The sequence below is a fragment of the Hymenobacter perfusus genome (assembly GCF_003944765.1).
In the GTDB taxonomy this organism is placed as follows: Bacteria; Bacteroidota; Bacteroidia; order Cytophagales; family Hymenobacteraceae; genus Hymenobacter; species Hymenobacter perfusus.
The window spans coordinates 300,664-325,940 of record NZ_RWIU01000001.1; the positions used below are offsets into that span (position 1 = coordinate 300,664).

25 protein-coding genes and 1 tRNA gene are annotated in these 25,277 nt (G+C 58.0%); 11 read left to right on the forward strand and 15 right to left on the reverse strand.

Annotated elements, in window-relative coordinates; translation table 11 throughout:
* Positions 1-41 precede the first annotated feature (41 nt).
* The 3 genes from EI293_RS01265 (at position 42) to trxA (ending at position 1,933) form a co-directional block, all read left to right on the forward strand.
* Positions 42-959 (forward strand): TIGR01777 family oxidoreductase, encoded by a 918-nt coding sequence (locus tag EI293_RS01265; protein WP_125434956.1) that lies wholly within the window; start codon positions 42-44, stop codon positions 957-959.
* Between the two features lie 61 nt (positions 960-1,020).
* Positions 1,021-1,389 carry a hypothetical protein gene (locus EI293_RS01270; RefSeq protein ID WP_125434958.1) on the forward strand — a complete coding sequence of 123 codons (369 nt, stop codon included), beginning with the start codon at positions 1,021-1,023 and terminating at the stop codon, positions 1,387-1,389.
* 214 nt (positions 1,390-1,603) lie between these two features.
* The gene (gene trxA, locus EI293_RS01275) at positions 1,604-1,933 is read left to right on the forward strand and encodes a thioredoxin (RefSeq protein ID WP_125434960.1); all 330 of its coding nucleotides are present in this window, start codon (positions 1,604-1,606) and stop codon (positions 1,931-1,933) included.
* A gap of 81 nt (positions 1,934-2,014) precedes the next feature.
* On the opposite strand, the gene EI293_RS01280 is transcribed toward trxA, so the two are convergent.
* The 5 genes from EI293_RS01280 to EI293_RS01300 form a co-directional block, all read right to left on the reverse strand.
* A complete protein-coding gene (locus tag EI293_RS01280; protein WP_125434962.1) occupies positions 2,015-2,323 on the reverse strand; it encodes a hypothetical protein in 309 nt (102 codons plus the stop codon).
* Between the two features lie 152 nt (positions 2,324-2,475).
* Positions 2,476-3,441 (reverse strand): energy transducer TonB, encoded by a 966-nt coding sequence (locus EI293_RS01285; RefSeq protein ID WP_125434964.1) that lies wholly within the window; start codon positions 3,439-3,441, stop codon positions 2,476-2,478.
* 227 nt (positions 3,442-3,668) lie between these two features.
* Positions 3,669-4,154 carry an Lrp/AsnC ligand binding domain-containing protein gene (locus EI293_RS01290; RefSeq protein WP_125434966.1) on the reverse strand — a complete coding sequence of 162 codons (486 nt, stop codon included), beginning with the start codon at positions 4,152-4,154 and terminating at the stop codon, positions 3,669-3,671.
* Positions 4,155-4,699: 545 nt separating this feature from the next.
* On the reverse strand, positions 4,700-5,824 hold the full coding sequence (locus EI293_RS01295) for an isoaspartyl peptidase/L-asparaginase family protein (RefSeq protein WP_125434968.1): 1,125 nt from the start codon (positions 5,822-5,824) through the stop codon (positions 4,700-4,702).
* A gap of 90 nt (positions 5,825-5,914) precedes the next feature.
* Positions 5,915-8,104, reverse strand: coding sequence for a protein-disulfide reductase DsbD family protein (locus EI293_RS01300; protein ID WP_125434970.1), 2,190 nt, complete (start codon positions 8,102-8,104; stop codon positions 5,915-5,917).
* A gap of 200 nt (positions 8,105-8,304) precedes the next feature.
* Here EI293_RS01300 and EI293_RS01305 point away from each other — a divergent pair, with 200 nt between their 5' ends.
* A complete protein-coding gene (locus EI293_RS01305; RefSeq protein ID WP_125434972.1) occupies positions 8,305-9,636 on the forward strand; it encodes a hemolysin family protein in 1,332 nt (443 codons plus the stop codon).
* A gap of 76 nt (positions 9,637-9,712) precedes the next feature.
* On the opposite strand, the gene EI293_RS01310 is transcribed toward EI293_RS01305, so the two are convergent.
* From EI293_RS01310 to EI293_RS01320, 3 genes are all read right to left on the reverse strand, one after another.
* Complete coding sequence (locus EI293_RS01310; RefSeq protein WP_125434974.1) at positions 9,713-10,237, reverse strand: gamma carbonic anhydrase family protein; 525 nt, start codon at positions 10,235-10,237, stop codon at positions 9,713-9,715.
* Between the two features lie 94 nt (positions 10,238-10,331).
* Positions 10,332-11,315, reverse strand: a complete 984-nt coding sequence (locus EI293_RS01315) for a radical SAM protein (protein ID WP_125434976.1) — start codon at positions 11,313-11,315, stop codon at positions 10,332-10,334.
* Positions 11,316-11,635: 320 nt separating this feature from the next.
* Positions 11,636-12,019 (reverse strand): winged helix-turn-helix transcriptional regulator, encoded by a 384-nt coding sequence (locus EI293_RS01320; RefSeq protein ID WP_125434978.1) that lies wholly within the window; start codon positions 12,017-12,019, stop codon positions 11,636-11,638.
* A 126-nt stretch (positions 12,020-12,145) separates the two neighbouring features.
* Here EI293_RS01320 and EI293_RS01325 point away from each other — a divergent pair, with 126 nt between their 5' ends.
* Positions 12,146-13,042 carry an SDR family oxidoreductase gene (locus tag EI293_RS01325; protein WP_125434980.1) on the forward strand — a complete coding sequence of 299 codons (897 nt, stop codon included), beginning with the start codon at positions 12,146-12,148 and terminating at the stop codon, positions 13,040-13,042.
* Between the two features lie 22 nt (positions 13,043-13,064).
* On the opposite strand, the gene EI293_RS01330 is transcribed toward EI293_RS01325, so the two are convergent.
* On the reverse strand, positions 13,065-13,403 hold the full coding sequence (locus EI293_RS01330; protein ID WP_125434982.1) for a winged helix-turn-helix transcriptional regulator: 339 nt from the start codon (positions 13,401-13,403) through the stop codon (positions 13,065-13,067).
* 148 nt (positions 13,404-13,551) lie between these two features.
* On the opposite strand from EI293_RS01330, the gene EI293_RS01335 reads away from it, so the two are divergent.
* Positions 13,552-14,316, forward strand: coding sequence for an MBL fold metallo-hydrolase (locus tag EI293_RS01335; protein ID WP_125434984.1), 765 nt, complete (start codon positions 13,552-13,554; stop codon positions 14,314-14,316).
* Positions 14,317-14,521: 205 nt separating this feature from the next.
* Here the strand turns inward: EI293_RS01335 and EI293_RS01340 are convergent, their stop codons facing one another.
* The 4 genes from EI293_RS01340 to accD all read right to left on the reverse strand — a co-directional run bounded on the left by EI293_RS01340 (position 14,522) and on the right by accD (position 18,301).
* Entirely contained in the window at positions 14,522-15,283 is a 762-nt protein-coding gene (locus tag EI293_RS01340; protein ID WP_125434986.1) for an endonuclease III domain-containing protein, read from the reverse strand.
* A 90-nt stretch (positions 15,284-15,373) separates the two neighbouring features.
* Positions 15,374-16,078: an OmpA family protein gene (locus EI293_RS01345; protein WP_125434988.1), complete on the reverse strand. Its 705-nt coding sequence runs from the start codon at positions 16,076-16,078 to the stop codon at positions 15,374-15,376.
* A 365-nt stretch (positions 16,079-16,443) separates the two neighbouring features.
* Positions 16,444-17,181, reverse strand: a complete 738-nt coding sequence (locus EI293_RS01350; protein ID WP_246010496.1) for an OmpA family protein — start codon at positions 17,179-17,181, stop codon at positions 16,444-16,446.
* 229 nt (positions 17,182-17,410) lie between these two features.
* Complete coding sequence (accD, locus tag EI293_RS01355) at positions 17,411-18,301, reverse strand: acetyl-CoA carboxylase, carboxyltransferase subunit beta (RefSeq protein WP_125434990.1); 891 nt, start codon at positions 18,299-18,301, stop codon at positions 17,411-17,413.
* Between the two features lie 254 nt (positions 18,302-18,555).
* On the opposite strand from accD, the gene EI293_RS01360 reads away from it, so the two are divergent.
* Both EI293_RS01360 and EI293_RS01365 read left to right on the forward strand, forming a co-directional pair.
* Positions 18,556-19,563 carry an OmpA/MotB family protein gene (locus EI293_RS01360; protein ID WP_246010497.1) on the forward strand — a complete coding sequence of 336 codons (1,008 nt, stop codon included), beginning with the start codon at positions 18,556-18,558 and terminating at the stop codon, positions 19,561-19,563.
* 53 nt (positions 19,564-19,616) lie between these two features.
* Entirely contained in the window at positions 19,617-21,062 is a 1,446-nt protein-coding gene (locus tag EI293_RS01365; RefSeq protein ID WP_125434992.1) for a hypothetical protein, read from the forward strand.
* A gap of 78 nt (positions 21,063-21,140) precedes the next feature.
* Here the strand turns inward: EI293_RS01365 and EI293_RS01370 are convergent, their stop codons facing one another.
* Positions 21,141-21,758: an SGNH/GDSL hydrolase family protein gene (locus EI293_RS01370; protein ID WP_246010498.1), complete on the reverse strand. Its 618-nt coding sequence runs from the start codon at positions 21,756-21,758 to the stop codon at positions 21,141-21,143.
* 224 nt (positions 21,759-21,982) lie between these two features.
* Positions 21,983-23,122 carry a cystathionine gamma-synthase gene (locus tag EI293_RS01375; protein ID WP_125434996.1) on the reverse strand — a complete coding sequence of 380 codons (1,140 nt, stop codon included), beginning with the start codon at positions 23,120-23,122 and terminating at the stop codon, positions 21,983-21,985.
* A gap of 211 nt (positions 23,123-23,333) precedes the next feature.
* Between EI293_RS01375 and EI293_RS01380 the strand changes: the two genes are divergently transcribed.
* From EI293_RS01380 to EI293_RS01390, 3 genes are all read left to right on the forward strand, one after another.
* Positions 23,334-24,269, forward strand: coding sequence for a DUF2167 domain-containing protein (locus EI293_RS01380; protein ID WP_246010499.1), 936 nt, complete (start codon positions 23,334-23,336; stop codon positions 24,267-24,269).
* A 71-nt stretch (positions 24,270-24,340) separates the two neighbouring features.
* Positions 24,341-25,051 (forward strand): TVP38/TMEM64 family protein, encoded by a 711-nt coding sequence (locus EI293_RS01385; RefSeq protein ID WP_125435000.1) that lies wholly within the window; start codon positions 24,341-24,343, stop codon positions 25,049-25,051.
* Between the two features lie 147 nt (positions 25,052-25,198).
* Positions 25,199-25,272, forward strand: a tRNA-Arg gene (locus tag EI293_RS01390).
* Positions 25,273-25,277 lie beyond the last annotated feature (5 nt).

Sequence of the window (25,277 nt, forward strand, 5' to 3'; positions counted from 1 at the left end):
TTAATCTCTCAGAAATCAACGCGGCTTATTTGTCTGGCATTATGGAACGGCTCAAACTACTTCTGGCGGGTGGCAACGGATTTCTGGGCCAGCACCTAGCGCACTACTTCACCCGCCTGGGATACGAGGTGGTCATTCTGGGCCGGTCGGCTAAACCAGGAACGGTGCGGTGGAATGGCCGTACGCTGGGCCCTTGGGCCGCTGAGCTGGAGGGTGCCGCCGTACTCATCAATCTGGCCGGCCGCTCCGTTGATTGCCGCTACAATGCCGTCAACCGCTACGCCATTACCCGCAGCCGCACCGAAAGCACCCGCGTGCTGGCCGAAGCTGTGGCGGCCTGCCGCAACCCGCCCGCCGTGTGGCTGAACTCTTCCACGGCCACCATCTACCAGCACACCGAAGACGAGCAGCCCGCCAATACGGAAGCCACAGGCCAGCTGGGCCGCACTTTCTCGGAGATGGTAGCCCAGCAGTGGGAAGCCGAGTTTAATCTGGTTGCCCTGCCCCATACCCGACGCGTAGCTCTGCGCACGGCCATTGTATTGGGGGCCGATGGAGGCGCGCTGCCCGTCATGGCCCGGTTGGCGCGGCTGGGCCTGAGCACACCGCAGGGCCACGGCCGACAATGGGTGAGCTGGCTGCACATCCAGGATTTCTGCCGGGCCGTGGAGTTTCTGGTGGCGCGGCCCCAGCTGGAAGGTGCGTTCAACCTGTGCGCCCCGGAGCCGCTGCCCAACGCCGCCCTAATGGCGCTGTTTGATGCCCACTACCATCCGCGCTGGCACTTGCCGCAGCCGCGCTGGCTGCTGAAAATCGGGGCCTTCGTGCTGCGCACCGAAACTGAGCTGATCCTGAAAAGCCGCAAGGTGATGCCCCAGCGGCTGCTGGAAGCCGGTTTCCAGTTCCGTTTTCCTGATTGCCAGACCGCCCTGGCTGATTTACTGCCGCAATTGCCCTAGCCCTACTACTGCATTCTGTTCCGCGCTCTTTTCTTCTTTTTCACTTCAATTTCTCTCTGCCATGAACTTTCACCTCCTCGTGTACGGCGTGTACCTGCCCGTTACAGTACTGCTGACGGTGTGGGTCGCCCGCACGCTTTTCAACAACGGCCGCCTGTTTCTCGTCGATATTTTTCACGGGAATGAGCAGCTGGCCGACTCTGTGAATAAGCTCCTGCTCATGGGATTTTACCTCATCAACATCGGCTACGCCATGCTCACGCTCCAAAGCGGCGACCCGATTACCAGCTACCAGCAAAGCGTGGAAATCCTCAGCATCAAGATCGGGACGATTATTCTGATCCTGGGTGGCATGCACTTCTTCAATCTGTATGTGTTCTACAAGCTTCGGCACAAGGCGCAGGAATATGCCCGCGCGTATCATTCGTAGTCGATAAAGTTAGCCCTACACTGTACTTGGCCTTGGAGGTCTGGCCTGAGCGCGGCCGGGTCGCCGGGGCCTTGGGCTGGTTGAGCGGCGGAACCCCTACACTGACCGAGTGAACTTTCCCGGCGGCTGCTTGTTGAATCGCAATCTGCTACCTTGCGGCCCGCTTGACCGTACACTAGCACTGAAAACCCTTTCAACAAAAAAAACGACTGTTATGGGACATAAAGCCATCGAGATTACCGATGCTAATTTCGACCAGATCATCAACTCCGATAAGCCTGTGCTTGTAGACTTCTGGGCCGAGTGGTGTGGCCCCTGCCGCATGGTAGGCCCGGTAGTGGAAGAACTGGCCGGCGAATACGAAGGTAAAGCCGTTATCGGCAAGGTTGACGTCGACTCGAACCCCCAGACTTCCGCCAAATTTGGCATCCGGAGTATTCCTACTTTGTTGGTATTCAAGAACGGCCAGGTAGTTGACAAACAAGTTGGTGCCGTTCCGAAGCACGTACTGGCTCAAAAACTGGATGCTCAGGTATCTGCCTAGTTTCTTTGTGCATAAAAAAACGCCCCGCTCTCAATTGAGAGCGGGGCGTTTTTTTATGCACAAAGTTGTTGATGGCGCCCGTTAGCGTACTACGCGGGTCTGCCCATCGTGCTTCTGGCGATACAGCACCCGGTCGGCCTGACGTTCCTCATGGCGCACGGTTTGCCGTTCAGCGGGCGTCACTACCCCGTCGGCACGGGCCGCTTGCCGGGCTTGGCGGGTATCTGCCTGCTGGGCCTGCGCCCTGGCAGCCTCAGCCCGGGTCAGTTGCCCCGACCGTACTCCCTGACGGATGCGGGCCTGATCATTGGCACGGGGTGCCACCTGTGCGGAGGCAGTTGCAACTGCAAAAAGACAAAGGGCAGTAACAGTGAAAATGGAACGTTTCATGTGTGTAGCAAGTAAGAGGTTGCATGTGTAGCTAAGATGGCCAGCCAGTACGCAGGTTTAATTCACATGTCTGATTTCTGACTACTCATCCTACTACCACGCAAAAAAGCCTTGTCTATACATGTACAGGCAAGGCTTTTTCGTTTGCTGCTTTATTCCTCACCATCGGGGGCGGCGGCGCGGGCTTCTGAGGGCGGCACTTGCGGGGGCCGCAGCCCCGAAGCCAGCGAGAAGTTGGGCGCAAAGTAGATGGGGATGGTAAACGTCATGGCCGTGGGCAGGTTATATTCGCGGCCCGGCTCGAACGGCGGCAGATTGGCCACCACCCGCCGCGCCTCCAGATCGGCTTCCGGAGCCAGGCCCTGTATCACCCGCACCTGCCCGACCCGGCCATCCTCGCCCACGGTATAGCTCACGTATACGTTGCCGGTAATACCCTTACGCCGAATGTTGCGCGGGTAGTTAGTCGTGCGGGCCACGTAGTTCAGCAGTGCTTCCTGGCCGCCCGGGAACCGGGGCATTTCGCGGGTACGTACCCGTCCCATGTACGGTGAGCCATCTTTGTTGAAGAAAGCCAAAGCCAGCGGCTTACCTTGGCGGTCGGGCATTTCAATGGCGCTCAGCTCGCCGGAATCGTAGTAATACCGCCACTCGCCCACGGCGCGGCCGTTGTTGTAGCGGCCTTCGGAGCGTTTCTGGCCATTGCGGTGCACCGATATCCAGCGCCCCACCCGCTGCCCGTCGGAGTAGTCGCCGCGCAGGTTTACTCGGCCGTCTTCATACCAGCCCAAGTACAGGCCGTCCGCTTCGTCGTTACGGTAATGCACCTGAGCTGCTTTGCTGCCATCAGGATGGTACCAGGTCAGTAGGCCGTTGCGCACCGGCGGATCAATGGAGGACAGGGTGCCTTTGAGCAGTAGCGTACCTGAAAGGGAGTATTCCCGCATGGCGTAGGTACCCAGCAACTCATTCTTGCGGTCCACGATGCGGTAATGCGTAGCACTATCGGGGATAGTCGCCTCATCCCGGTTGTTGAGATACACGGCCGGCAAACTCTGGCCGTGGCCCACCTGGGTCAGGAACGCGAAAGACAGGAGAAAAACGCAATGAATCCTCATGAGCAACCTGATTAAGACGCCAGCATGGTTTTACGAAATATAACCAACAGAACATCAGGGCCCAAGCACCAGTTCAACTTCACTCGAAAAGTACTATTTCAGCTGGTTGCCAGCCAATTCCGGGTGTCCGGTTTGCTGCGCGCTTTCCTTCTAAATACAACAGCCGCTACCCCAACTGTATGGAGTAGCGGCATCATGCATACGCTTTTACGAATGATTACAGCCCCTTAGCCCGCGTCCTCACCTACCTCCTGCAGTTGGATGGGGCGGTTAAATGCTTCCTCCAGCGAAATCAGCGTTTCGGTTCGCTCAATGCCTTCGATTAACTGAATCTGTTCGTGCAGCACTTCGCGCAGATGGTTCGTGTCACGGCAGATGAGACGGGCGAAGATGCCGTACGCCCCGGTAGTGAAGTCGATGCTTACCACTTCCGGAATCTGGCGCAACGCTGCTACTACGCTTTCATACACGGAGCTTTTCTGCAGATATATTCCCAGAAAAGCCCGTACGCCGTAGCCGAGCTTTTGGTAATCAATCTTGAGGGTAGCGCCTTGGACAATGCCCAGTTCTTCCAAGCGAGCCATCCGGACGTGGACCGTACCACCCGAAACATGCACCTTCCGGGCAATTTCCGTGTAGGGCGTCTTTGCATCATCAATCAACAGGGCCAGAATCCTCCGGTCGGTGTCGTCAAGTTCGTAATTACGGGCCATTTTTCAGGGTGTTGATTATCTATATTTCAATGAAGAGACTTCTTTTTTAAAAACTATGTAATTTTTTTTACAAATGTCTGAAATTATTTTATAACATCAACCAACATAGTACATTTGTCATAATCCAACGCAAGCGGCGAGGGATTGTTTTACACTGTAGAATGATGAAACTGGCAGACATACCCTCCTCTCTCGGGGGTGGTGATTCGGGAAAAACTGGTCCGGCGGCCGGCTAACCACACCGTGGAGGTTCGAATCCTTCTTCTACAGCAGGAAAGAAAATTGGGTGGATAATGTGAGGAGGGAAAACGGGACGTATCTGGGTGGGTACGTTCTGAATCGAGAGGCGGCATCTGGGTGGGTGCCGCCTTTTCTTTTTCTATCCGGTCCATCATCATTTTTGCAGCTTTCACACCGGCTTTTTGCAATCAGGCCGCAAAGTTCACCTTTTCCGGCCGGAAAAACACTGATAAAAACAAAAAAGGCTTCGGGCAATTGCTCGAAGCCTTTTTTTGGTCAGAATCTGACCCGGCAGGTCCCAGAACTCATTTGTAGATCTGGACCTGCCGCTCGCCATTGGCCTTGATATAGGCTCGATACATGCCGGCTGAGTTGAAAGGCAAGGTGATATTTCCCTGCCGGTCTAGGGCAATCAGCCCACCGTCGCCGCCCATCTTCCCCACTTTATCCAACGTGGCCTGAGCAGCCTCCGCCAGCGGCTGGTGCAGGTACTCCACCCGGGCGGCTATATCTCGCGCCACGGTGGCCCGGATAAAGTATTCGCCCCAGCCGGTACACGACACGGCGCAGGACTGATTATCGGCGTAAGTACCACAGCCAATGATAGGGGCGTCGCCGACGCGGCCGTAGCGCTTGTTGGTCATGCCGCCGGTACTAGTGGCGGCGGCCAGGTTTCCGAACTGGTCGAGGGCGACAGCGCCAACGGTACCGTACTTCTTTCCTTCCGTGAAAATCTGGCTTTCGGGCAAGGCAGTGCTCTGGGGCTTGCCACCTTTCAGCTTCACTTTACTCTTTTCGGGAGTGGCCGCAGGCGTGTTCAGCTGATCCGGGGTGCCGGCTTTGCGTTCCTCGGCCAAGGCTTGCTGAAGTTGCTGGTGGCGGGCTTCGGTGTAGAAGTAGCTGGGCGGCACTATGTCCAACCCTTTTTCGCGGGCAAACTGCTCGGCTCCAGGGCCGGTCAGCAACACATGCTCCGACTGCTCCATAACCGCCCGCGCCGCCCGGATGGGGTTGCGCACTACTGTAACGCCGGCCACGGAGCCGGCGGCCAGGTTGCGGCCGTCCATAACGGCGGCATCCATTTCATTGCGGCCATCGTGGGTGAAGACGGCTCCTTTACCGGCGTTGAACAGGGGCGAATCTTCCATGAACCGCACGGATGCCTCTACGGCATCAAGGGCGGTACCACCTTTCTTGAGTACGGCATATCCGGCATCCAGCGCCTGATTCAGCGCATCCTGATAGGCTTTTTCCTTCTCAGGCGTCATCAGGGCCCGGGTGATGGTGCCGGCGCCACCATGGATAACCAGCGTGATACGGGACGCATCGGGGGCGGCAGTAGCCGGGGTAGCCGACTGCGCCTGCAACAGCACGGGGGAGGCAAGTAGCGCAGCCAGAAGGGCGGTGCGGAAGAAACGACTGAATAACATGGCAGAGTGCGAATAAACGGATGGTTCGGAAAGATAAAAACCCCGCTCCGGACTATGCTCGGAAGCGGGGTTTTTATTAGCCATTTGGCTTTAGCGGGTGGTTACCTGCTGTCGGTAACGGGCCAGCCCGGCATCCAGAAATTTTACAAAGCCGGCTACATCGGGCTCATAGGCAATGGGCGGCGTAAGTACGTGGGCCAGGTCGGCGGGGGCATTGGGGTCGAGCAGCACGTAGTACGGCTGGGCATTCACGTTGAAGCCAGTTAGCTGCAAATCGGCGTTTTTCTTACCGAGCGTGGTTTTTTCCTTGTGGTCGTGGGCAGAGGTATACCACTCGTTGCGAGGCAGCGGGGCTTTGTCATCCACGTACAGGGCTACCACTACAAAGTCGTTGCGCAGGCGGCGCAGTACTTCCGGATCTTTCCAGACGGTGGCTTCCATCTTGCGGCAATTGACGCAGGCATGGCCCGTGAAATCGATGAAAATAGGTTTGTTGCGGGCTTTGGCGCAGCGCTTGGCCTGTTCCAGATCGAAGAAGCCCTGCAAACCATGCGGCAATTCCAGAAACTCAGCGTAGCGTGGCGCTTCGCACTGCGCATCGGGCGTGGTGCCGGCCGACACGGCCGGGGCTTCGGAGGAAGCGGCCAGGGAGAAGTCATTACGGCTCTGGGGGGGTAGGTAGCCAGCCAGCAGCGGCAGCGGCGCCCCGAACAGGCCGGGCACCAGGTAGGTCATGAAGCTGAAGGCCAGCACGGCCATCAGCAGCCGGCCCACGCTCAGGTGCGAGAGGTCGGAATCATGAGAGAGTTTGAAGCGGCCCAGCAGGTACACCCCCAGCAAACCCGACAGCGCAATCCAGAGGACCAAGTAGATGTCGCGCGGGAGCAGGTTCCAGTGGTAGGCCAGGTCGGCCATGCTCAGGAATTTGAGGGCCAGCATCAGCTCCACGAAGCCCAGCGTTACTTTCACGGTGTTTAGCCAGCCGCCGGAGCTAGGCAGGCTTTTCAGCCAGGTCGGGAACAGCGCAAACAGCATGAAGGGCAGGGCAAACGCCAGGGAGAAGCCCAGCATTCCGACAACCGGCTGAATTCTTTCGCCCTGCGCGGCCATCGTCAGAATAGACGCCACGATGGGGCCGGTGCAGCTGAAGGACACGACCACCAGCGTGAGAGCCATAAAAAACACCCCGGCCCAACCGCCTTTATCGGCCTGTTCATCAATCTTATTAACCATGCCATGCGGCAGCGTGATTTCAAACAAGCCCAGAAACGAGAGGCCAAACACCACAAAAACCGCGAAGAAAATCAGATTAGGCAGCCAATGGGTACTGATAAGGTTGAGGCCGTCGGCCCCGAGTAATACAGTAGTCAGCAGCCCCACCACCACGTAAATAAAGATGATGGACAGGCCATAGACCAACGCCTTCAGGATACCTTGCCGACGGTTAGCGGAGCCTTTCGTAAAAATGGAAACCGTCATGGGAATGAGCGGAAACACGCACGGCGTAAGTAATGCCCCCAGTCCCGACAGAAACGCCAGCAGCGCGAAGCCCCACAAACTGTTGCCTTCCAAGGCGGTAGTAGCCCCCGAAGCTACAGCCGCTTCGGCAACGGCGGGCGCGGCGGTAACGGCTGGGGTAGTGTCGGCGGTGGCTGGGGTTGCGGGTGATACTGCCACAGGAGTAGCACCTGTATCCGCTGAAGCGGTAGGTACACCGGCGGCGGGCGTGGAAACCGGCGTAACGGTACCGGTAGTGCCTTTGGTGGCAGCCGGAGTAGCCGGAACAGCAGCGGTGCCGGTTACCTCAATCGGGCCGAAGCTCAGGCTTTCTTCGCCGGGAATACAACGGCCGTCCACATCGGTGCAGCTCTGAAATTCGGTTTCGGCCTTGATAGTGAGTGAGCCGGGCTGTAGCACCCGGATGCGCTGGGTAATGCGGCCGGTTTTCTCGAAGTACGTGACGTTGCCCTTGAATACGTCATCGTAATGCTTGGTGGCCCCGATGGACTTAGGCGCGCCAACCAGCTCGTAGGCCGGGCTTTTAGCGAAGGTGAAGGTGAACACCGTCGGGCCCAGATCGGGGTCGAAGTCGGTGGCATAGAGGTGCCACTTGTCGTCGATGCGGGCCGTTACGATAAGGTCCAGTTCCTCGCCAACCCTGGCAGCAGGCTTGCTGAGAGCCGTGGAAAGCTTGGTGGGCTGCAGAATTTGGGCGGCAGCACTGCCCGCCATGCTCAATACGAGCAGGAATGGCAGCAGAAAATAATTTCGGAAGAACATCAGCGAAATGAAAACAGCGAAAATGCAGACCCACAAAGGTCGGTAGAAACCCTAACAGCCGGGCGAGTTTATCAGTTTTTTAGTGTGCCGCTACCCTCGAATTTGGGCAAAGCCTTACGGCGCGCCAACTGCTTGCCCGGAATCACGTACTTTTGTTTCATAAAGGCAACTGGGCCGCGTGAGCCTGAGTTGCCGTACCTATGATCTTAAACATCGTTTTTACCGTTCTGCTGGTATTGCTGAACGGGTTTTTTGTGGCAGCAGAGTTTGCTTTCGTTAAAGTTCGCCCGTCGCAGATAGACATTAAGGCGCAGAGCGGGAACCGGCTGGCCAAGCTCGTGCAGAGCATGCTGCACGACCTCAACTACTACCTATCGGCTACGCAGCTGGGCATTACGGTAGCGTCGCTGGCACTGGGTTGGGTAGGTGAAAGCGTGGTAGCAGCCGTGGTACTCGCCATCATCGACCGGCTGGGCCTGACGCTCACGCCTACCGTGGTTCACCAGATTGCCATTGCCACGTCGTTCACGCTCATCACCATTATGCACATTGTGCTGGGGGAGCAGGCGCCCAAGGTGCTGGCTATTCAAAAGCCCGAAACCACCTCCATGGCTATTGCCATTCCGTTGCGGGCATTTGCCTTCATCACCTTTCCGCTGATCTGGGTGCTCGACCGACTGTCGAATATGGTGGCCGGTTTGTTTGGTGGCAATGCCACCCACGGCTCAGAAGTACATACGTCGGAGGAGCTGCGCCTGTTGCTTGACCAGAGCAAGCAGAGCGGTGAAATCCAGGAGTCGGAGCACGAATTGCTGGAAAACGTGTTCGAGTTCAACGACCGAATGGTGAAGCAGATTATGGTGCCCCGCACCAAGCTGGCTGCCATTGATATGAATACGCCTCAGGATGGCATCCTGGAAATGGTGTACAACGAGGGCTACTCGCGCATTCCGGTGTTCGAAGGCAACATCGACAATATCGTGGGCGTGCTTTACGTGAAGGATCTGCTCCAGATTATCCGGCGCAACGAGCCGCTTGAGCTACCCAAGATCATGCGGCCGGCCTACTTCGTACCCGAAACCAAGAAAATCAACCGCCTGCTGCGTCAGTTCCAGCGCAAGCACATGCACATGGCCATCGTCAGCGACGAATTCGGTGGCGTCTCGGGCATCGTGACCATCGAGGACATCATGGAGGAACTGGTGGGCGAAATCCAGGACGAGTACGACAACGAGGTGCCGGTAGTGGAAAAAGTATCGGAAACCGATTACCGCGTGAATACGGCTACCCCGATTTCTGACGCCAACGAGTATCTGCCCTATCCGCTGCCCGAGGGCGACGACTATGAAACGGTAGGCGGTCTGCTCAATGTGCTTTATGGCAACATCCCGGAAGTAGGCGACGTGGCCATGCTCGATAACTACGAGTTCCGGGTGCTGAAACGCTCCCGGCGCTCCGTGGAGCTCGTGCAGCTGCGCGTGACAACAGCGGAGGAGCGGCTGGAAGACAACGGCGAAACGCTGACACTCTAGCCCGACTCAATCCGCACCAGAATGCACAAAAAAGCCTCCGTACGGAGGCTTTTTTGTGCATTCTGGTGCGGCAAGACTATTGTGGCTCCGGCCGGAACCAGCCGGCGTACATCACATAGTTGGCAGCCGTTTGCTGCATCCCGGCTCGCTGGGCTTCACTCACGGGCTTGATTTTTCGCGCTGGCACCCCGGCGTACAGATAGCCCGATTCGCACTGTGTATTTTCCAGCACTACGGCCCCGGCCGCAATAATGCACCCCGCCCCCACTACGGCCTGGTCCATTACAATGGCTCCCATCCCAATGAGCACGTCATCTTCCACGGTGCAGCCGTGCACAATGGCTTTGTGGCCGATGCTGACGCGGGAACCGATGATGGTGGCCGCCTTCTGGTAGGTGCAGTGAATCACGGCCCCATCCTGAATATTGGTCTGGTCGCCGACGCGGATACTGTTCACATCACCGCGCACCACGGCATTGAACCACACGGTACAGTCGCGCCCCAGCGTCACGTCGCCCACTATGGTGGCGTTGTCGGCCAGGTAGCAGTCGGGGCCGATTTCGGGGTATTTTCCCTGAACGGGTAGAATAAGAGCAGGCATTCGGGTAGTGTTGGGGAGTTTAAGAGTCGGGAAGTTGGCAATTGGGCGGGCCGGACTGCTTGCGCGGGCAGATGGGCAACTGCACATGGCCTCGCTACCGCGTCAGCATGCGCTTCCAGGTACCTTTTTCCCAGTTGTACTTGAGGGTGCTGGGTAAGGCCTGCCAGAAATATTTGCTGGTTTCCACGGCAAAGCTGGGCTGCATGTAGCAGTTGATGGTGCAGCCTTCGCACTGCGGCAGCCGGCCTTCCAGCGCTACCAAACGGCGCACCTCGGCTGAGTTGTACAGCGCGTGCAGGCCACCTTCGATGGGGAATTTCTGCTCGCCCAGGTGGTAGCAGGGCAGTACCAGCTCATTGCTGGGGGAGATAACCAGCGTGGTACTGGCCGCCCGGCACACCGGTGCCGCGACGTGGTTACCTCCGTCGCGACGTAGCTGGATGAAGGCTTCGTTCAGGTACACGCCGGGCCGCTTGCCAAAGGCCGAGAGGTAATCCAGCTCGGCGGGCGTGAGCTGTTCGCCGGCGGCCACGGCGTTGTACTCGAAGGCCGGGTTGAGGATCAGGACCAGCTTATTAGGCCGGGTGATTTCGTGGTATACCCGCTCCAGATCCTTTAGATTCTCGCGGAACACCGTGAACAGCACGTCGGGCCGCTCGCCCAGCTCCCGCGCCACCCGAATGCTTTCCAGCACGAAATCAAAGCACGCTACGCCCCGGCCTTTGTCGTGGACTTCTTTTTCTGATGAATCAAGCGAGAAATGCAGCATATCTACCTTTCCGCGCAGCCGCTCAGCGTATTTCGGGTACAGCAGGCAGTTGGTGGTCAGCGTCGTGATAAAGCCCATATCATGCGCTAAGCCTACAAACTCATGAATCTGGCGGTGTAGCAGCGGCTCGCCACCCGTAAAGTCCACCACCGACACGCCCAGCCGCTTCAGGTCGCGCAGGTTCTGCTCCACATCGGCCAGGGTAATGTAGGGCGAGGGTTTTTCCCAGATGTCGCAGAAGGAGCACTTGGCATTGCACCGGTAGGTGACGTAGTAATTGCACAGGACCGGATGATTGACTAAGCGCATGGCCTGTTCGTGATTATAAGGTGCTCGTTTTTCGTGGTCAGGCTGTTGCTGACTACGCATTTTCTAGCGGGAGGCGACTAACACGTCGGATGCTACCAGTCCCCCCCCAATTATTGCACAACGGAGAGCAGACAACAAATAACGGCAAACCAAGCAAGGTCCTCCCGGGAAACGGACAAACGGAATCCGGTGGAGCCGCTAACCACCGTTCTATAACCGCAGGCTTCTCGCCCAGGAAGCAAGACAAGGTGCACTACCTATTTGGGCGGTTGCCACCACGGTTCAACTTTATCCAGCTTACTCAGACAGGCCACCTCAGGCTACTCTGCCAGATTCCCGCACATGAATGTGGTTTGTTCCGGCTCGGTGCGCTCCAGTAGGCGGGCCCGGTGCGTAAGCCCCCAGCTGCGCAGCGTGGCAATAACGTCCTCGAAGGTATCACCGTACGCCGTCAGACTGTACTCAACCGTTACGGGCGTAGTCGCGCAGACGATACGCTGTACCAGCTCATTTACCTCCAGGCCTTTCAGCTCTTTGGAAAGGGTCCGAGGGGTAATGCCTTCCAGCAGCCGCTCCAGCTCATTGAACTTCCGGCTTCGGACAGCCAGCGCAACGAGCAGGGGCACTTTCCACTTACCGGCCAGCAGCTCCAGCACATCACGTACGGGCCGGACGTAGTGGATGCATTCTTCCTTTTTAGGCATAAAAACACGGGGTAATGAAACCGGCACTATCCGCCAGGATAGTAGTATCCGGCGGGATAGTGATGGTTCGGGAGGGGGAAACAGGCCGTAATGTTGTGCTCCGTTTACGCCACTCAACAACCGAACATGAAGGTACTAGTTTACGGGGCCACCGGCTCCCAGCAATTTCCCGTTCTGGCGGCCCTGCAGCAAAAGGGAGCTCAGGTATACGCCACTACCAGCTCCGAAACCGGCGTGGCCACACTCACGCAGGTCGGCGTTACGCCCGTGCAGGCCAACCTGGCAGATGCGGCGCGTCTCCGCGAGGTCACCGAAGGCATGGATGCGGTGTCGCTGCTCATTCCGGTATCCCTGCCCAATCCGGCCGATGGCGTGCAGTATGCCAAACACGCTATTGACGCGGCCAGGCAGGCGGCCGTCAAAATCCTGGTCTGGAACACCAGCGGGTTTCTCGTGCCGCACAAAACCGGCGCCCCCACCATCGACGGCAAACAGGAAATCAAGGCGTATCTGCAGGCCAGTGGCGTGCCCTACATCCTGATAGAGCCATCCGTGTACGCCGAAAACCTACTGGCCCCCTACACCGTCAACTACATCCGAAAAGCGCGGCAGGTGGCGTACCCTACTCTGGAGGAGATGCCCATCGGCTGGATTACCTCGCGCGATGTAGGCGCGCTGGTAGCCGATGCCATCTACCACCCCGAGCTGGCCGGGCAGTCGTTCCGAGTGAGCGGCCTCGAAAACCTGACTGGCGATGCGCTGGCGGCCAAGTTCTCGGCCGGGCTGGGCGAGCCCATCAGCTACTATGCCATGCCGCCGCGCGAGTTTGGCGACATCCTCAAAACCTTCATTCCCGAAGACGCCGCCCGCGGCGTGGAGGGCTTCTACCAAAGCATGGTGGACAACCGACCGTTCCCGACCTTGTTCTCAGAAGAAATGCCCGCTGTTCTGGCCAAGCTACCCGTGGCTATGACGCCCATTGAAGAGTGGGTCAGGCAGCACAAAACAGCTTTCCTGGGCTAATCTGGCCCGTTCTGGCCTGGGTTCAGGCAATATGCACGGCCTCGGTTATGTGGGTCATGGCCCACTGGTCGAGGCTTTGCATGATGGGAACCAGCCCCGCCCCTTTCGGGGTGAGCTGGTAGCTGACTTCGGGAGGAAAGCCGTTGTGGACCGAGCGCGCTACCAGCCCGGCTTCTTCCAGCTGGCGCAGCTGCACCACCAGCACCTTCTTGGATACCCGCGGAATTTCGTGCCACAGCTCGGTAAAGCGCAGTGGGCCAGCCCCCAGGTGATAAAAGATAATCGGCGTCCATTTGCCCGCCAACAGCTTCAGCGCCACTTTCACCCCGCAGGCATCTATTTCACGATAGGTATGGCGCATGGGCAGATCGGGAAAATAAGTGGGTAACCAACAGGTAAACTTCTTGGGGCAGATGGCAAGTAGCCAGGACCTTTGCCTGGTCGACCAAGGGCACTGGCCCGGTCAGGACAACCGGTCAGGACAATTTACTACACAACTACTTCCCGCAATGCAAGTTCAATTCATCCGCAACGCCTCCCTGCTGCTGCAAGTGGCGGGCAAAACCATTTTGGTCGACCCCATGCTGGCTCCGCAGGGCCAGTACGACCCGGCACCCATGTCGGACAACGACCGGCGTATTCCACTCGTCGACTTACCATTTCCAGCCGACGAGTTGCCCGAGTGGCTGCGTGCCGTTGATGCCGTCCTGATTACCCATACCCACCCCGACCATTGGGATGCGCTGGCCCAGGAGCTGCTCGATAAGCAGTTGCCGCTGCTATGCCAGCCCGCCGACACCAGGCTGCTGCAGGAACAGGGTTTTGCGCAGGTTCTCCCCATTGAGGACGAGTTGGAATGGGAAGGCATCCGCTTTTACCGCACCACGGGCCAGCACGGCACCGGCGAAGTAGGCGTAATGATGGGCACCGTATCGGGGTTTGTGGTGGAAGCCGAGCAGACGCGCCTATACATTGCCGGCGACACCATTTGGTGCGACGACGTCCGCGAGGCACTTACCCATTACCAGCCCAATAACGTAGTGGTTAACGCGGGTGGCACCCGCTTCACAATGGGCGCCCCCATCACCATGACGGCCGCCGAGGTGATACAAACAGCCCGCTTTGCGCCCCAGGCCACCGTGTACGCTGTGCATATGGAAGCCGTCAACCATGCCCCCGAGGACCGGGCGCTGGTACGCGCCCTGGCCACCCAGGAGAGCCTGTCAAGTAGGGTAATTGCCCCAAATGATGGCGAATGGGTAACGCTGGGTTAATGGCCCTGAAGGGCCATTAGCGTTGATGAAAACTGTCAATCTGCGCTTGTCCAAGCGTCTGGATTATGGTGGTAAGTAGTTGCTACCGCAGTCCAGACGCTTTGGCAAGCGCATCAGGTGGTTAGGCTCGGAGAAGTCGTACGGTTATAAAGCCAGTCGAAGCTTGTAGCTGGTCATATTGTCTCTGTTGCTGGGACAACCCCAATCAGTGCGCCAGCTCTCCCCATGCGGCGTCCCAACGGGCGGGCGTGGCGGCTAATGCGGCGGGCGTAGCCGGGCCATAGTGCTCCAGGTAGTAGTTGCAGAAGCCTTTGAGCGGACACCGCGCACAGTCGGGCTTGGCGAAAAAGCAGATTTTCTGCCCGTGCCAGTAGTTGTGCTTATGGAAGTTGAGCAGCGTCAGCGCATCTTTTGGCAACTGTTCCAGTAGCACTTGGTGGGCTTTATCGGCGGAAGCTTTGGGACCAATCATCCCCACACGCTGGGCAATGCGGTGCACGTGCGTATCCACGGGTAGCACTGGCTTATGAAAGTTAAACAGCAGCACCAGCGAGGCCGTTTTCAAACCAATGCCGGGCATATCATTTAGCCACGCCATACCTTTTTCCATCGGCCAGTCGGCCAGAAAATCCAGCTCGAACGCACCTCGCTCCGCCTGAATGCGACGCAGTATCTCCTGAATACGCGGAGCCTGCGTATCGGGCCAGCGGGTAGTTCGGATGGCGTGGGCCAGCTCGGCGGTAGGTGCGGCCAATACCCCGGCCCAGTCGCCAAAGGCCTCCAGCATCCGGTCATATGCTAACTCTTCATCGGCATGCGTAGTCCGGTGCGAGAGAACCGTGGAAATCAGTTCGCGCATGGGCGACCTGCGCGGGTTGTCCAGGGTGAGCGGTGGGTAAAACTGGTTCAGCAGAACATGATTCTGCTGGGTTTTCTCAGCGGCTGGGGCGTTATAGGTAACAGACATAAAAGCTACGCGACGGAAGGTATTGGAAACAGTACGGCCCCGCCACCAGACTGGTGACGGGGCCGTCCAAAAATCCTTACTTCCGAGAGCTTAGATAGTGCCTTTTTCGGCGGCTTTCTTCAGCTTTTCGTTGGCGAAGATGGCAATTTCCACCCGGCGGTTGGCCACGCGGCCAGCTTCCGTGGAGTTGTCAGCTACGGGCTGCTTCGAGCCGTAGCCGGTTACCGTGAAGCGCGAGGCATCTACGCCCTGCTGTTGGGTATAATTGGCGACTGCCTGCGCCCGACGCTGTGAAAGCGGGTCGTTGATGGCATCGGAGCCGCTGGTATCGGTGTGGCCTTCTACGATGACATTCGTGTCACCGTATTTGACGAGGGTTTTCGCCAGATCCTGGATGTTGGCCTGAGCAGAAGACGTGAGCGACGAAGAGTTTTTGGCAAACAGCAGGCCCGAGTCGAAGGTAATTTTGATGCCCTCGCCTACACGCTCCACTTTGGCACCCGACATCTCCTTCTGCAGCTCAGCGGCCTGCTTATCCATGCGGCGACCAATAAGCGCGCCACCGGCACCACCCACGGCAGCCCCAATAATGGCTCCCTTGGCCGTACCCGACTTGCCACCAATTACGCGGCCCAGTACGGCACCGCCCGCCGCGCCACCCAGGCCACCGATAATGCCGCCTTTGGCCGTTTTGCTCCAGGGTTTCTTGGTAGTAGTCGTTTGGGCCTCAGCGTAGTTGCTGCCCAACAGCAGCACCGCCAGTAGCAGCGCGTACAACGAACGAAGATTTTTCATGGTTTTGGTAAAGGTTAGAGTGTGTTGGTGTGAAGTAAGCAGAAAATGAGGAGCTAAACGGCTCCGGTACAAAACCAGCCCGAAGAATCCGGCTCTGAGCAAAAATTTGCAACCACCTTGCCAAAAACGACAAACCGGCTGTAAATATTATCAAAAACCTCTTAAACCTGCTTAAACAGGCATTTTCAATTCTTCAGAAAAGCAGAAAAAAAGACACCTACAGCAGACTTCTCCTTTTGTATTCTGCAATACACCACGCGTAAAAATCCTGTTTTTACCGCTGAGCTTAGTCACTTCGGATAAGGATAAAAACCAGAAAAGCCACCCCAGGCGGAGTGGCTTTTCGTATGGCGCAAACAGGTTGCTTACAGCGTACCTTTTTCGGCGGCTTTCTTCATCTTCTCGTTGGCGAAGATGGCAACTTCTACCCGGCGGTTAGCCTGCTTGCCTTCCACCGTGGTGTTGTCGCCGATAGGCTGGCTGGAGCCGTAGCCCTGCGTCGATACGCGGGCAGCATCAACCCCTTGCGAGGTGGTATAGTTGGCCACGGCCTGGGCCCGACGCTCCGACAGGGGCTGGTTGATGGCGTCCGAGCCGCTGGCATCAGTGTGGCCTTCAATCAGCACGTTGGTATCAGGGTATTTCTTCAGGACTTCAGCCATTTTCTGGATTTCCGTCATGGAAGCAGCCCGCAGGTCGCTCTTGTTGGTGTCGAAGAGGATACCCGAGTCGAAGGTAATTTTAATACCTTCTCCTACGCGCTCCACTTTGGCATTCTGCATATCACGCTGCAGTTCTTCGGCCTGCTTGTCCATTTTGCGGCCGATGAGTGCCCCACCGGTACCACCCACGGCAGCCCCGATAATAGCACCGGCAGCCGTGCCGTTTTTGCCACCGATTACGCGGCCCAGGACACCCCCAACCACGGCACCGCCACCAGCCCCGAGCAGGCCACCTTTAGCGGTTTTGCTCATGCCGGTTTTGCGAGGACCCGTGCCGTTGGTATCGGCTTCCGGAATGTTGGGGTTGCGGGTAGTGGCACAGGAACTCACGAAGAGCACGAAGGCCATAAGCAAAGTCAGGAGCGAATTGCGAGATGTCATGTTGAAGGAAACTTGGGTGAGAGAGAAAAACCGGGTTTATGTGGTTTCGCAGGTTTTACTGTGGTTGGTCGAAAAATGTTCGGCAAATATAGAAGCTAACCTATACGCCCCGAAGTACCAGCGGCCATCTTTCGCCGAGCCCCGGCAAAAAGCCCGTCAGACGCGCCGGATACGCGTTTGACGGGCTTTGCCAAAAAGCTTGCCGTTTTTGCCTGACTCTACGGCGCAGCTAAGAACCTACCACTGTAGCAGGCTCATGCACAGTCGTTTCGACAGGCTGAAGCATTGTCAATAAATCGGTGAGGCGCTGCTTCAGTTCCTTCCTATCCACAATAAAGTCGAGGAAACCGTGCTCCAGCACGAACTCGGCGCTCTGGAAGCCTTTGGGCAGATCTTTGCCGATGGTTTCCTTGATAACCCGGGGCCCGGCAAAGCCAATCAGCGCCCCCGGCTCAGCAATATTGAAGTCGCCGAGCATGGCAAAGGAAGCCGTTACGCCGCCCGTGGTGGGGTCCGTCAGCAGAGAAATATAGGGCAGGCCGGCTTCGGAAAGCAGTGCCAGCTTGGCCGAGGTTTTGGCCATCTGCATCAGGGAGAAGCCGGCTTCCATCATACGGGCCCCGCCGGAGCGGGAAATCATCAGGAAGGGCAGTCGGTTCTGCCGGGCGTAATCGATGGCGCGGGCAATCTTCTCCCCTACCACTGAGCCCATCGAGCCCCCGATAAACTTGAAATCCATAGCAGCTACCACCAGGCCCAGGCCATTCAACTGGCCGTGGGCCGAGCGCACGGCGTCGCGCAGGCCGGTACTTTTTTCGGTGGCAGCTACGCGCTGCGGATACGCCTTGGTATCCACAAAACCCAGTGGGTCGGCCGAGTGCATATCGGCGTCCAGCTCCTGATACTGGTGATTATCGAAGAGGAAATCGAAGTAGTCGGCGGCGTCAATCCGGTCGTGATGGCCACAGTTGCCGCAGGTAGCGAGCAGGCGTTTGTGCTCGGCCATCGTGGCCACGGTTTTGCATTCGGGGCACTTGTACCACAGGCCGTCAGGCGTCTCTTTTTTCTGCTCCGTCGGCGTGACGATACCTTTTTCTTTACGCTTGAACCAGGATGACATATTTCAGATGGGATGCTTAGGTCAGTGAGAGAGGAAAAGGCCGGTTGCGGCGGCGCCCCGGCGGCCAAGGTGCAAGTTACGGCAGAATCCAAAAGCGCGAAACGAGGATGAAGGTAAGACAAAGATTGAGGATGCAGTAGCCCAACTCAAGCAGCGGCCGGTAGTACATCCGGCAGGCACCGCTTACCTTGCCGTTCAATACATCTGCGCCTGATGCCGCAGTTCTGAAGTTGTACGCTCAATCTTTCCTCCCTGTGAAAAACCTGCCTGCTTTTGTTTTCGGTGCGCTGCTGGCGGCTACGGCTTTGCCGGGCTGCGTGGCCTCCAAAAAATATGACGACCTGAAAGCCCGTCAGACGGCTACCGAACAAGCGAAAACCGATCTGGAACGCCAGCAGCGCCAGGCCGTGACGGAGCTTAAAAAAGCCTCCGATGAGCTGGCGCAGCTACGGGTAGAAACGCGTCGCCTCGTGGATGACTCCACTGAAACCGGCCGTAACCTACGCCGCACCCGGCAGCTCAACACCCAGCTCACCGACAGCTACGATAAGCTGCTGAAGAACTCTGACCGGGCTATGGCCGATAAATCGGCCGACTACAACAAGGTAGCCAAGGACCTGGCCCGCCGCGAAGCCGAGCTGGGCGAGCTGGACACCAACCTGCGCAAGAGCCGCGCCGACATCGATAAGCTCACGGCCGACCTCACGGCCCGCGAGGCGCGTCTGGCCGAACTGCAGAAAGCCCTGGCCGAGAAGGATAAGGCTGTGGATGCCCTTAAAGCCAGCGTGAGCAATGCTTTAAGAGGTTTCCAGGGCACTGATCTGCAGGTGAAGATGAAGGATGGCAAAGTGTACGTTTCGCTTTCCGAGCAGCTGTTGTTCAAATCGGGCTCCACCAAAGTGGACCCCAAGGGCCAGGAGGCGCTCAAGCAGCTGGCCACGGTGCTCCAGCAGCAGCCCGATGTGAACGTGGTGGTGGAAGGCCACACCGATAACGTGCCCTTCAGCCGGCCGGCCGGCGCTATGCAGGACAACTGGGACCTGAGCGTGCTGCGCGCCACCGAAATTGCCCGTCTGCTTACCACCGGCGGCGTGCAGCCGGACCGCGTAACGGCCTCGGGCCGCAGCCAGTACGTACCCGTAGCCGCCAACGACTCGCCCCAGAACAAGGCCCTCAACCGCCGCACCGAAATCATCCTGACGCCCAAACTCAACGAGCTGCTCAAGATTCTGGACAGCAACTCTTCGGCGGGGGGGAAATAATCCGCCGCCGCTTAGTCTGTATATCGCCTCACTATCACTCCAGCAAGTACTACATGTCACTTTCTACCTCGTACGCGTATCGGCTTTTGCTAATTTTTGGGCTGCTGCTGCTCGAATTCAGCGCGGAGGCTTCCCACATTGTAGGGGCCGAAATCACCTATGCGCCGTACCCAGCTACACCGGTAAACCCGCGCCGCTACCTGGTTACGGCCAAGCTCTACCGCGACAACAGCGGCAACACCACGGTGGACTTTGAGCAGACCGTCGCGCTGTACGCTCGCCTTAACGCGTGCAGCCCCACTGACCCCACGAACGTTACGTTTCAACTCAATCGAGTATCCAAAACTAATACCGGCTACGTGCGGTGCGCCGGTGGCCCCGGCATTGAAGCGCAGCTTTATACCGCCGATATTACCCTGCCCAGCTCCGGCAACTGGACACTCAGCATAGCGGAGGCAAACCGCACTTTTGGCATTCTGAACTTATCTAACTCCGGAAACTACAGCCTTTACGCTGACGCCGAGTTGACCATTGACCCGGCAAGTGTGACACCGAATACTTCCCCGGTTTTTACCTCCTCCCTGCTGCCATACATCTGCGGCAATCAGTTTCACCGCTTCAGCTTTTCAGCCTACGATGCTAATGGGGACTCGCTGGTGTACCGAATGATTACGCCTCAGGGAACAAGCAACTCGGATTTTTGTCCGCAAACTATCCCCGTTGTACCCACGCCACATTTCACTATTGACCCGGCCCGAGGTGAGTTATCTACTGTGCCATTCACTCTGACTGCCGGTTTTTACATCATGGCGGCCCGGGTGGAGGAATACCGGCGCATTGGCGGGAACTGGCGGAAAATTGGCAGCGTAATGCGAGACATTATGTATCCGGTTTCTGGTGGTACCGGCAACCGCAACCCGTCCTTCACCTCCGCCTTGGTAGGCACTACTACCCAGCCGGTCACCCAGATTCTGCGTGTTGTGCCGGGCCAGACGCTTACCATACAGTTGGCGGCCACCGATCAGGATGCGGGACAGGTACTGCGCTTCAGCACCGAAGCCACTACTGTTCCGGGAGTTTCTTTCCGGGGCATTTCAGCAACGCAGGCGCAACTCACCTGGCAAGTTCCCAACAACCTGCCGTTGGGACGCTATTCCATTCCGGTAGTGGTGCAGGATAATGGGTGTCCTTTCAACGGCAGTGAATCCCAGACACTTAATTTCCTGGTAACTACGCAGGTATTGGCTGTCACTTCTTCTGGGCCGTCTAATCTAGCAGCATCCTTCCCCAATCCATTTCATGATCAAGTACAGTTTCAACTCCCCCGCAGCCAGAGCCAGCAGATACTCGTTACAGATCAGGTAGGCCGCACCGTAGCTCACCTCACCAGCCGGGCCGATGGTACGGTGGTATGGCAGCCGGCCGGTTCCGTTAAGCCAGGAATCTATCTGGCCCGAACTACAGACGGCTCTTACTCAGTGCGCCTGGTGCATTACTAGTAGCCTTTCACTTAGTGTACATTGTCATGAGCAGCTTCTCTCAGAGGCTGCTCATTTTTCTTATCTGAGGCCATTGACTTACTGCACCAGTGCGCGCACAACCGGCAATGCCCGGGTGGCCCACTGGCGCATGTGCAGGCCGGAATAATGTAACCCATCGGGCGCAAACTGGGCCGCGTCATAGTTGGTGGCACGGGTCAGGTCAGTGATGTCCACAAACTCTACCGTTGCTTTCGTGCATTCTTCCCGGGCCACGGCGTTGTACTGGTCTATTTCCTGGCTGATGCGCGCCTGGTCGCGGTTACGAGCGTAGGGCGACTGGCCCCAGTCGGGTATCGACAGCACGAACACGCGGCGGGGCCGCCCGCCGGCAAACCGGATGGCCGTTTGCAGCAGCTGGCGAAATTCTACGCGGTAGGTATCCGGCGGCAGCCCCCGAAACTGGTTGTTTACGCCAATCATCAACGACACCAGCTCGTAGGTTTTCGAGTTATTGGCCGCTGCAATGCCCTGCTGCAGCTCACCGGTAGTCCAGCCGGTCCGGGCAATAATATCGGGCGACTGTATTCCCTCGGCCTGAGCCAGATCGGCCAGCTGCACACCCCACCGGTCCTCGGCCGGCACACTCTGCCCGATGGTATAGGAATCCCCAAGTGCCAGAAAGCTAACGGCCTGAACGGGGGCACCGGGTGGCATAACAGGAGGCGCGGGTACCGGGTCGTTTTTCTGTGAAGCACAGCCCAGCACCGACGCCCAAACCAAAAAAGCAAGCAGAATACGCACCATATAAAACGCAGTTGAGAGCAAACGTACGAACCGCCTGCCCCCGCCAGATTGCCCCTGCCGCCACAAACCAAAAACGCCGCCTGACTATCTGTCGGGCGGCGTTTTTGGTTATAGCTGATATCCTCGATGGAAACTTAGCCGATGGCCTGTTGCAAATCATCAATGAGGTCCTCTACGTCCTCAATACCCACGCTCAGACGGATAAGAGAGTCAGAGAGGCCGGCTTTGCGACGCTCCTCGGCCGGAATGCTGGCGTGTGTCATGGTGGCGGGGTGGCCCGAGAGGCTTTCCACGCCACCCAGGCTTTCGGCCAAAGAAAACAGCTCGAATTTCTCCAGGCAGGCAATGGCGTCCTCCTTCCGGTCACCCTTCAGCACGAAGGAAATCATACCCCCGAAGTCGCGCATCTGCTGGGCGGCCACGGTGTGGTTGGGGTGGTCTTGGAAGCCGGGCCAATATACTTTCTCCACTTTGGGGTGGGCCTTGAGGTACTCGGCCACTTTGCGGCCGTTTTCGCAGTGGCGCTGCATACGTACGTGCAGGGTTTTGAGGCCGCGCAGCACCAGGAAGCAGTCCTGGGGGCCGGGCGTACCGCCGCAGGCATTCTGGTAGAAGCTCAGGCGCTGGTGTAGCTCGTCATCATTCACTACCACGGCCCCCATCACGGTATCGGAGTGCCCGGCCATGTACTTGGTCAGCGAGTACATCACCATATCGGCCCCCAGCTCCAGCGGAGTTTGCAGGTAGGGCGTGCTGAAGGTGTTGTCGACAACCAGCAAGGCGCCGGCTTTCTTGGCCACGGCCGAGGCAGCGGCAATGTCGATGATGTTGAGCAGCGGGTTGGTAGGCGTTTCCACCCAGATCAGCTTGGTGCGCTCCGTCACGGCCGCTTCCACCGCCGTCATGTCGTGCATGGGCACAAAGTGAAATTTGATACCGTAGGTGGCGTACACCTTGGTAAAGAGTCGATAGGAGCCGCCGTACAGGTCGTTGGTGCTGATAACCTCGTCGCCGGGTTGCAGCAGCTTCACGATGCAGTCAATGGCCGCCATGCCCGAGGCAAAGGCCAGGCCGTGCTTGCCGCCGTCCAGCGCCGCCAGCGCATCCTGCAGCTGGGTGCGGGTGGGGTTGTGGGTGCGCGAGTACTCGAAGCCTTTGTGGTCGCCGGGGGAGCGTTGCACATAGGTCGAGGTCTGGTAGATGGGCGTCATGATGGCCCCGGTTTCGGGGTCGGGATGCACGCCGGCGTGAATGGCTTTGGTTCCGAATTTCATATCGTAGAGCGTTGAGAACGGGCAGGATGGGAGCCCGGCCGGCAAAGGTAGGGTGCTTTCCTGAGAGCCGCACGACCAAGCCTACATCTGGTATGCACAGAGGAAGTAACTATATTTTTCCACGAAATACACATAACGGATTAGGAGGACTGAAAGCCCGGCAAGTATCTTTCGCTGTACCATTTATCCACCTTCTTTTATCCGTAGCAGCTTGAAAAAACTACTACTCCTGGCTGCCTTGCTGGTGGCCCACCTCGGCACCAATGCCGCCCCTACCCTGCCCACCGCCGCCGACTCGGCCGCCCGGCAGAAAGCCGTTCTGGATTCCATTAACGGCACTTTTCACTATCAGACCGGGTTGGTAAAACTGCCCGAAAGCCTGGGCGACCTGACCGTGCCCAAAGGCTTCCGCTACCTCGATGCAGACCAGAGCAAGCGGCTGCTGACCCAGATCTGGGGCAACCCCGGCGGCGAGTCGCTGGGCATGCTGTTTCCGGCCGACCGGGGCCCCGCGAGCGAGAATAACTGGGCTTTTGTTTTGCAGTATGAAGGGATGGGCTACGTGAAGGACGACGACGCGGCCGACATCGATTACGACGACCTGCTCAAGGACATGCAGGAGGATACGGAGGAAAGCAATAAGGAGCGGGTGGAAGCCGGCTACGAGCCCGTGACGCTGGTCGGCTGGGCCGCCACGCCCTACTACGATAAGGGCCTGAACGTACTGCACTGGGCCAAGGAACTGCGGTTTGGCCAGGAAGAGGTCAATACGCTTAACTACAACGTGCGCCTGCTGGGCCGCAAGGGGGTGCTCAACCTCAACGCGGTGGGCACGCCGGGCCAGCTCCCGGAAATCAAGGGGGCCATTCCGGCCGTTATCCAGAGCGTGGCTTTTGCCAAAGGCCTGCGCTACGCCGATTTCAATCCTGACCTCGACGAGGTAGCCGCTTACGGTATCGGCGGCCTGATAGCCGGCAAAGTGCTGGCGAAAGTGGGCTTCTTTGCGCTCATCCTGAAATTCTGGAAAGTGGTGCTGGCGCTGGTGGCCGGAGCCTGGACGGCCATTCGGCGCTTTTTTGGGGGCCGCACGCAGGACGATGAAACCCAGCCGGCCCTGGAAGGCCCCGCCTCCGAGCCGGAAGCGTAGCCTTCCGCGCCGTTCTTACGTTGTTACCTTCGGGCCGGCCTCTTGTGGCCGGCCCGTTTGCGTAGGTACCTATGGCGTTTTTCAAAGAGCTGTTTCAGCAGAATAAGTCCACTTTACTTTCCCTAGTGCTGCTCACGCTGCTGCCTCTGCTCGGCGACAGTATCCTGGCCTGGAGCCTGCACGAAAACCAGACTTGGCTGGCCCACCCCACGGCCTGGCAGATGCTGCTGTATTTCGCGGTGGTGGCTTTTACCATGACGTTTGCCCTCACCCACACCACGGTGGTGGTACTGGTTACGGGCTTTTATTTTGGCTGGGCCGGTTTCCCGGGCATGCTGCTGACGTACATGGTGGCAGCCTACGCGGGCTACCTCATTGCCCGCTCCCTCGACCAGGGCAAGCTCATCGGGCTGCTGGAGCGGTTTCCGAAGGCCCACAGCGTGATGCACGAACTGCGCCAGGACAGCTGGCGACTGGTGTTACTCACGCGCCTTTCGCCGGTACTGCCGTTTGCGCTCATCACCTTTATTCTGGCCGTAGTAGGCGTGCCGCGCCGGCAGTTCCTGACGGCCTCGGTGGTGGGTATGCTGCCGCGCACGTTGTTTTTCTACTGGCTCGGCACGAAAGCACAGGATGTGTTGCTGCTCATCCAAGACCCCGATACGGGTACGCTGGGCAAGGTACTGGTGGCGGTGCTGCTGGCCGTATCGGTTTTTGGCCTCTACTACCTCTTCAACCGGGCCTTGAAACGCACGCTGGCGAAAAGCGCAGAAAATTCCTGAAAAAAATCCAGCTGAATTTCAGCATCTTGCCGGCTTTCACCGGCTTTTTTCCGGGGTATTTTAGCCATTGGCTTGCACCACCGGAATTTTCCCTGCTATCTTTGCACAACCAAAACGGAACAACGGTCCCGCAGCGGTAAACAAAACGGTTGTGTAGCTCAATTGGATAGAGCATCTGACTACGAATCAGAAGGTTTAAGGTTCGACTCCTTACACGACCACATAA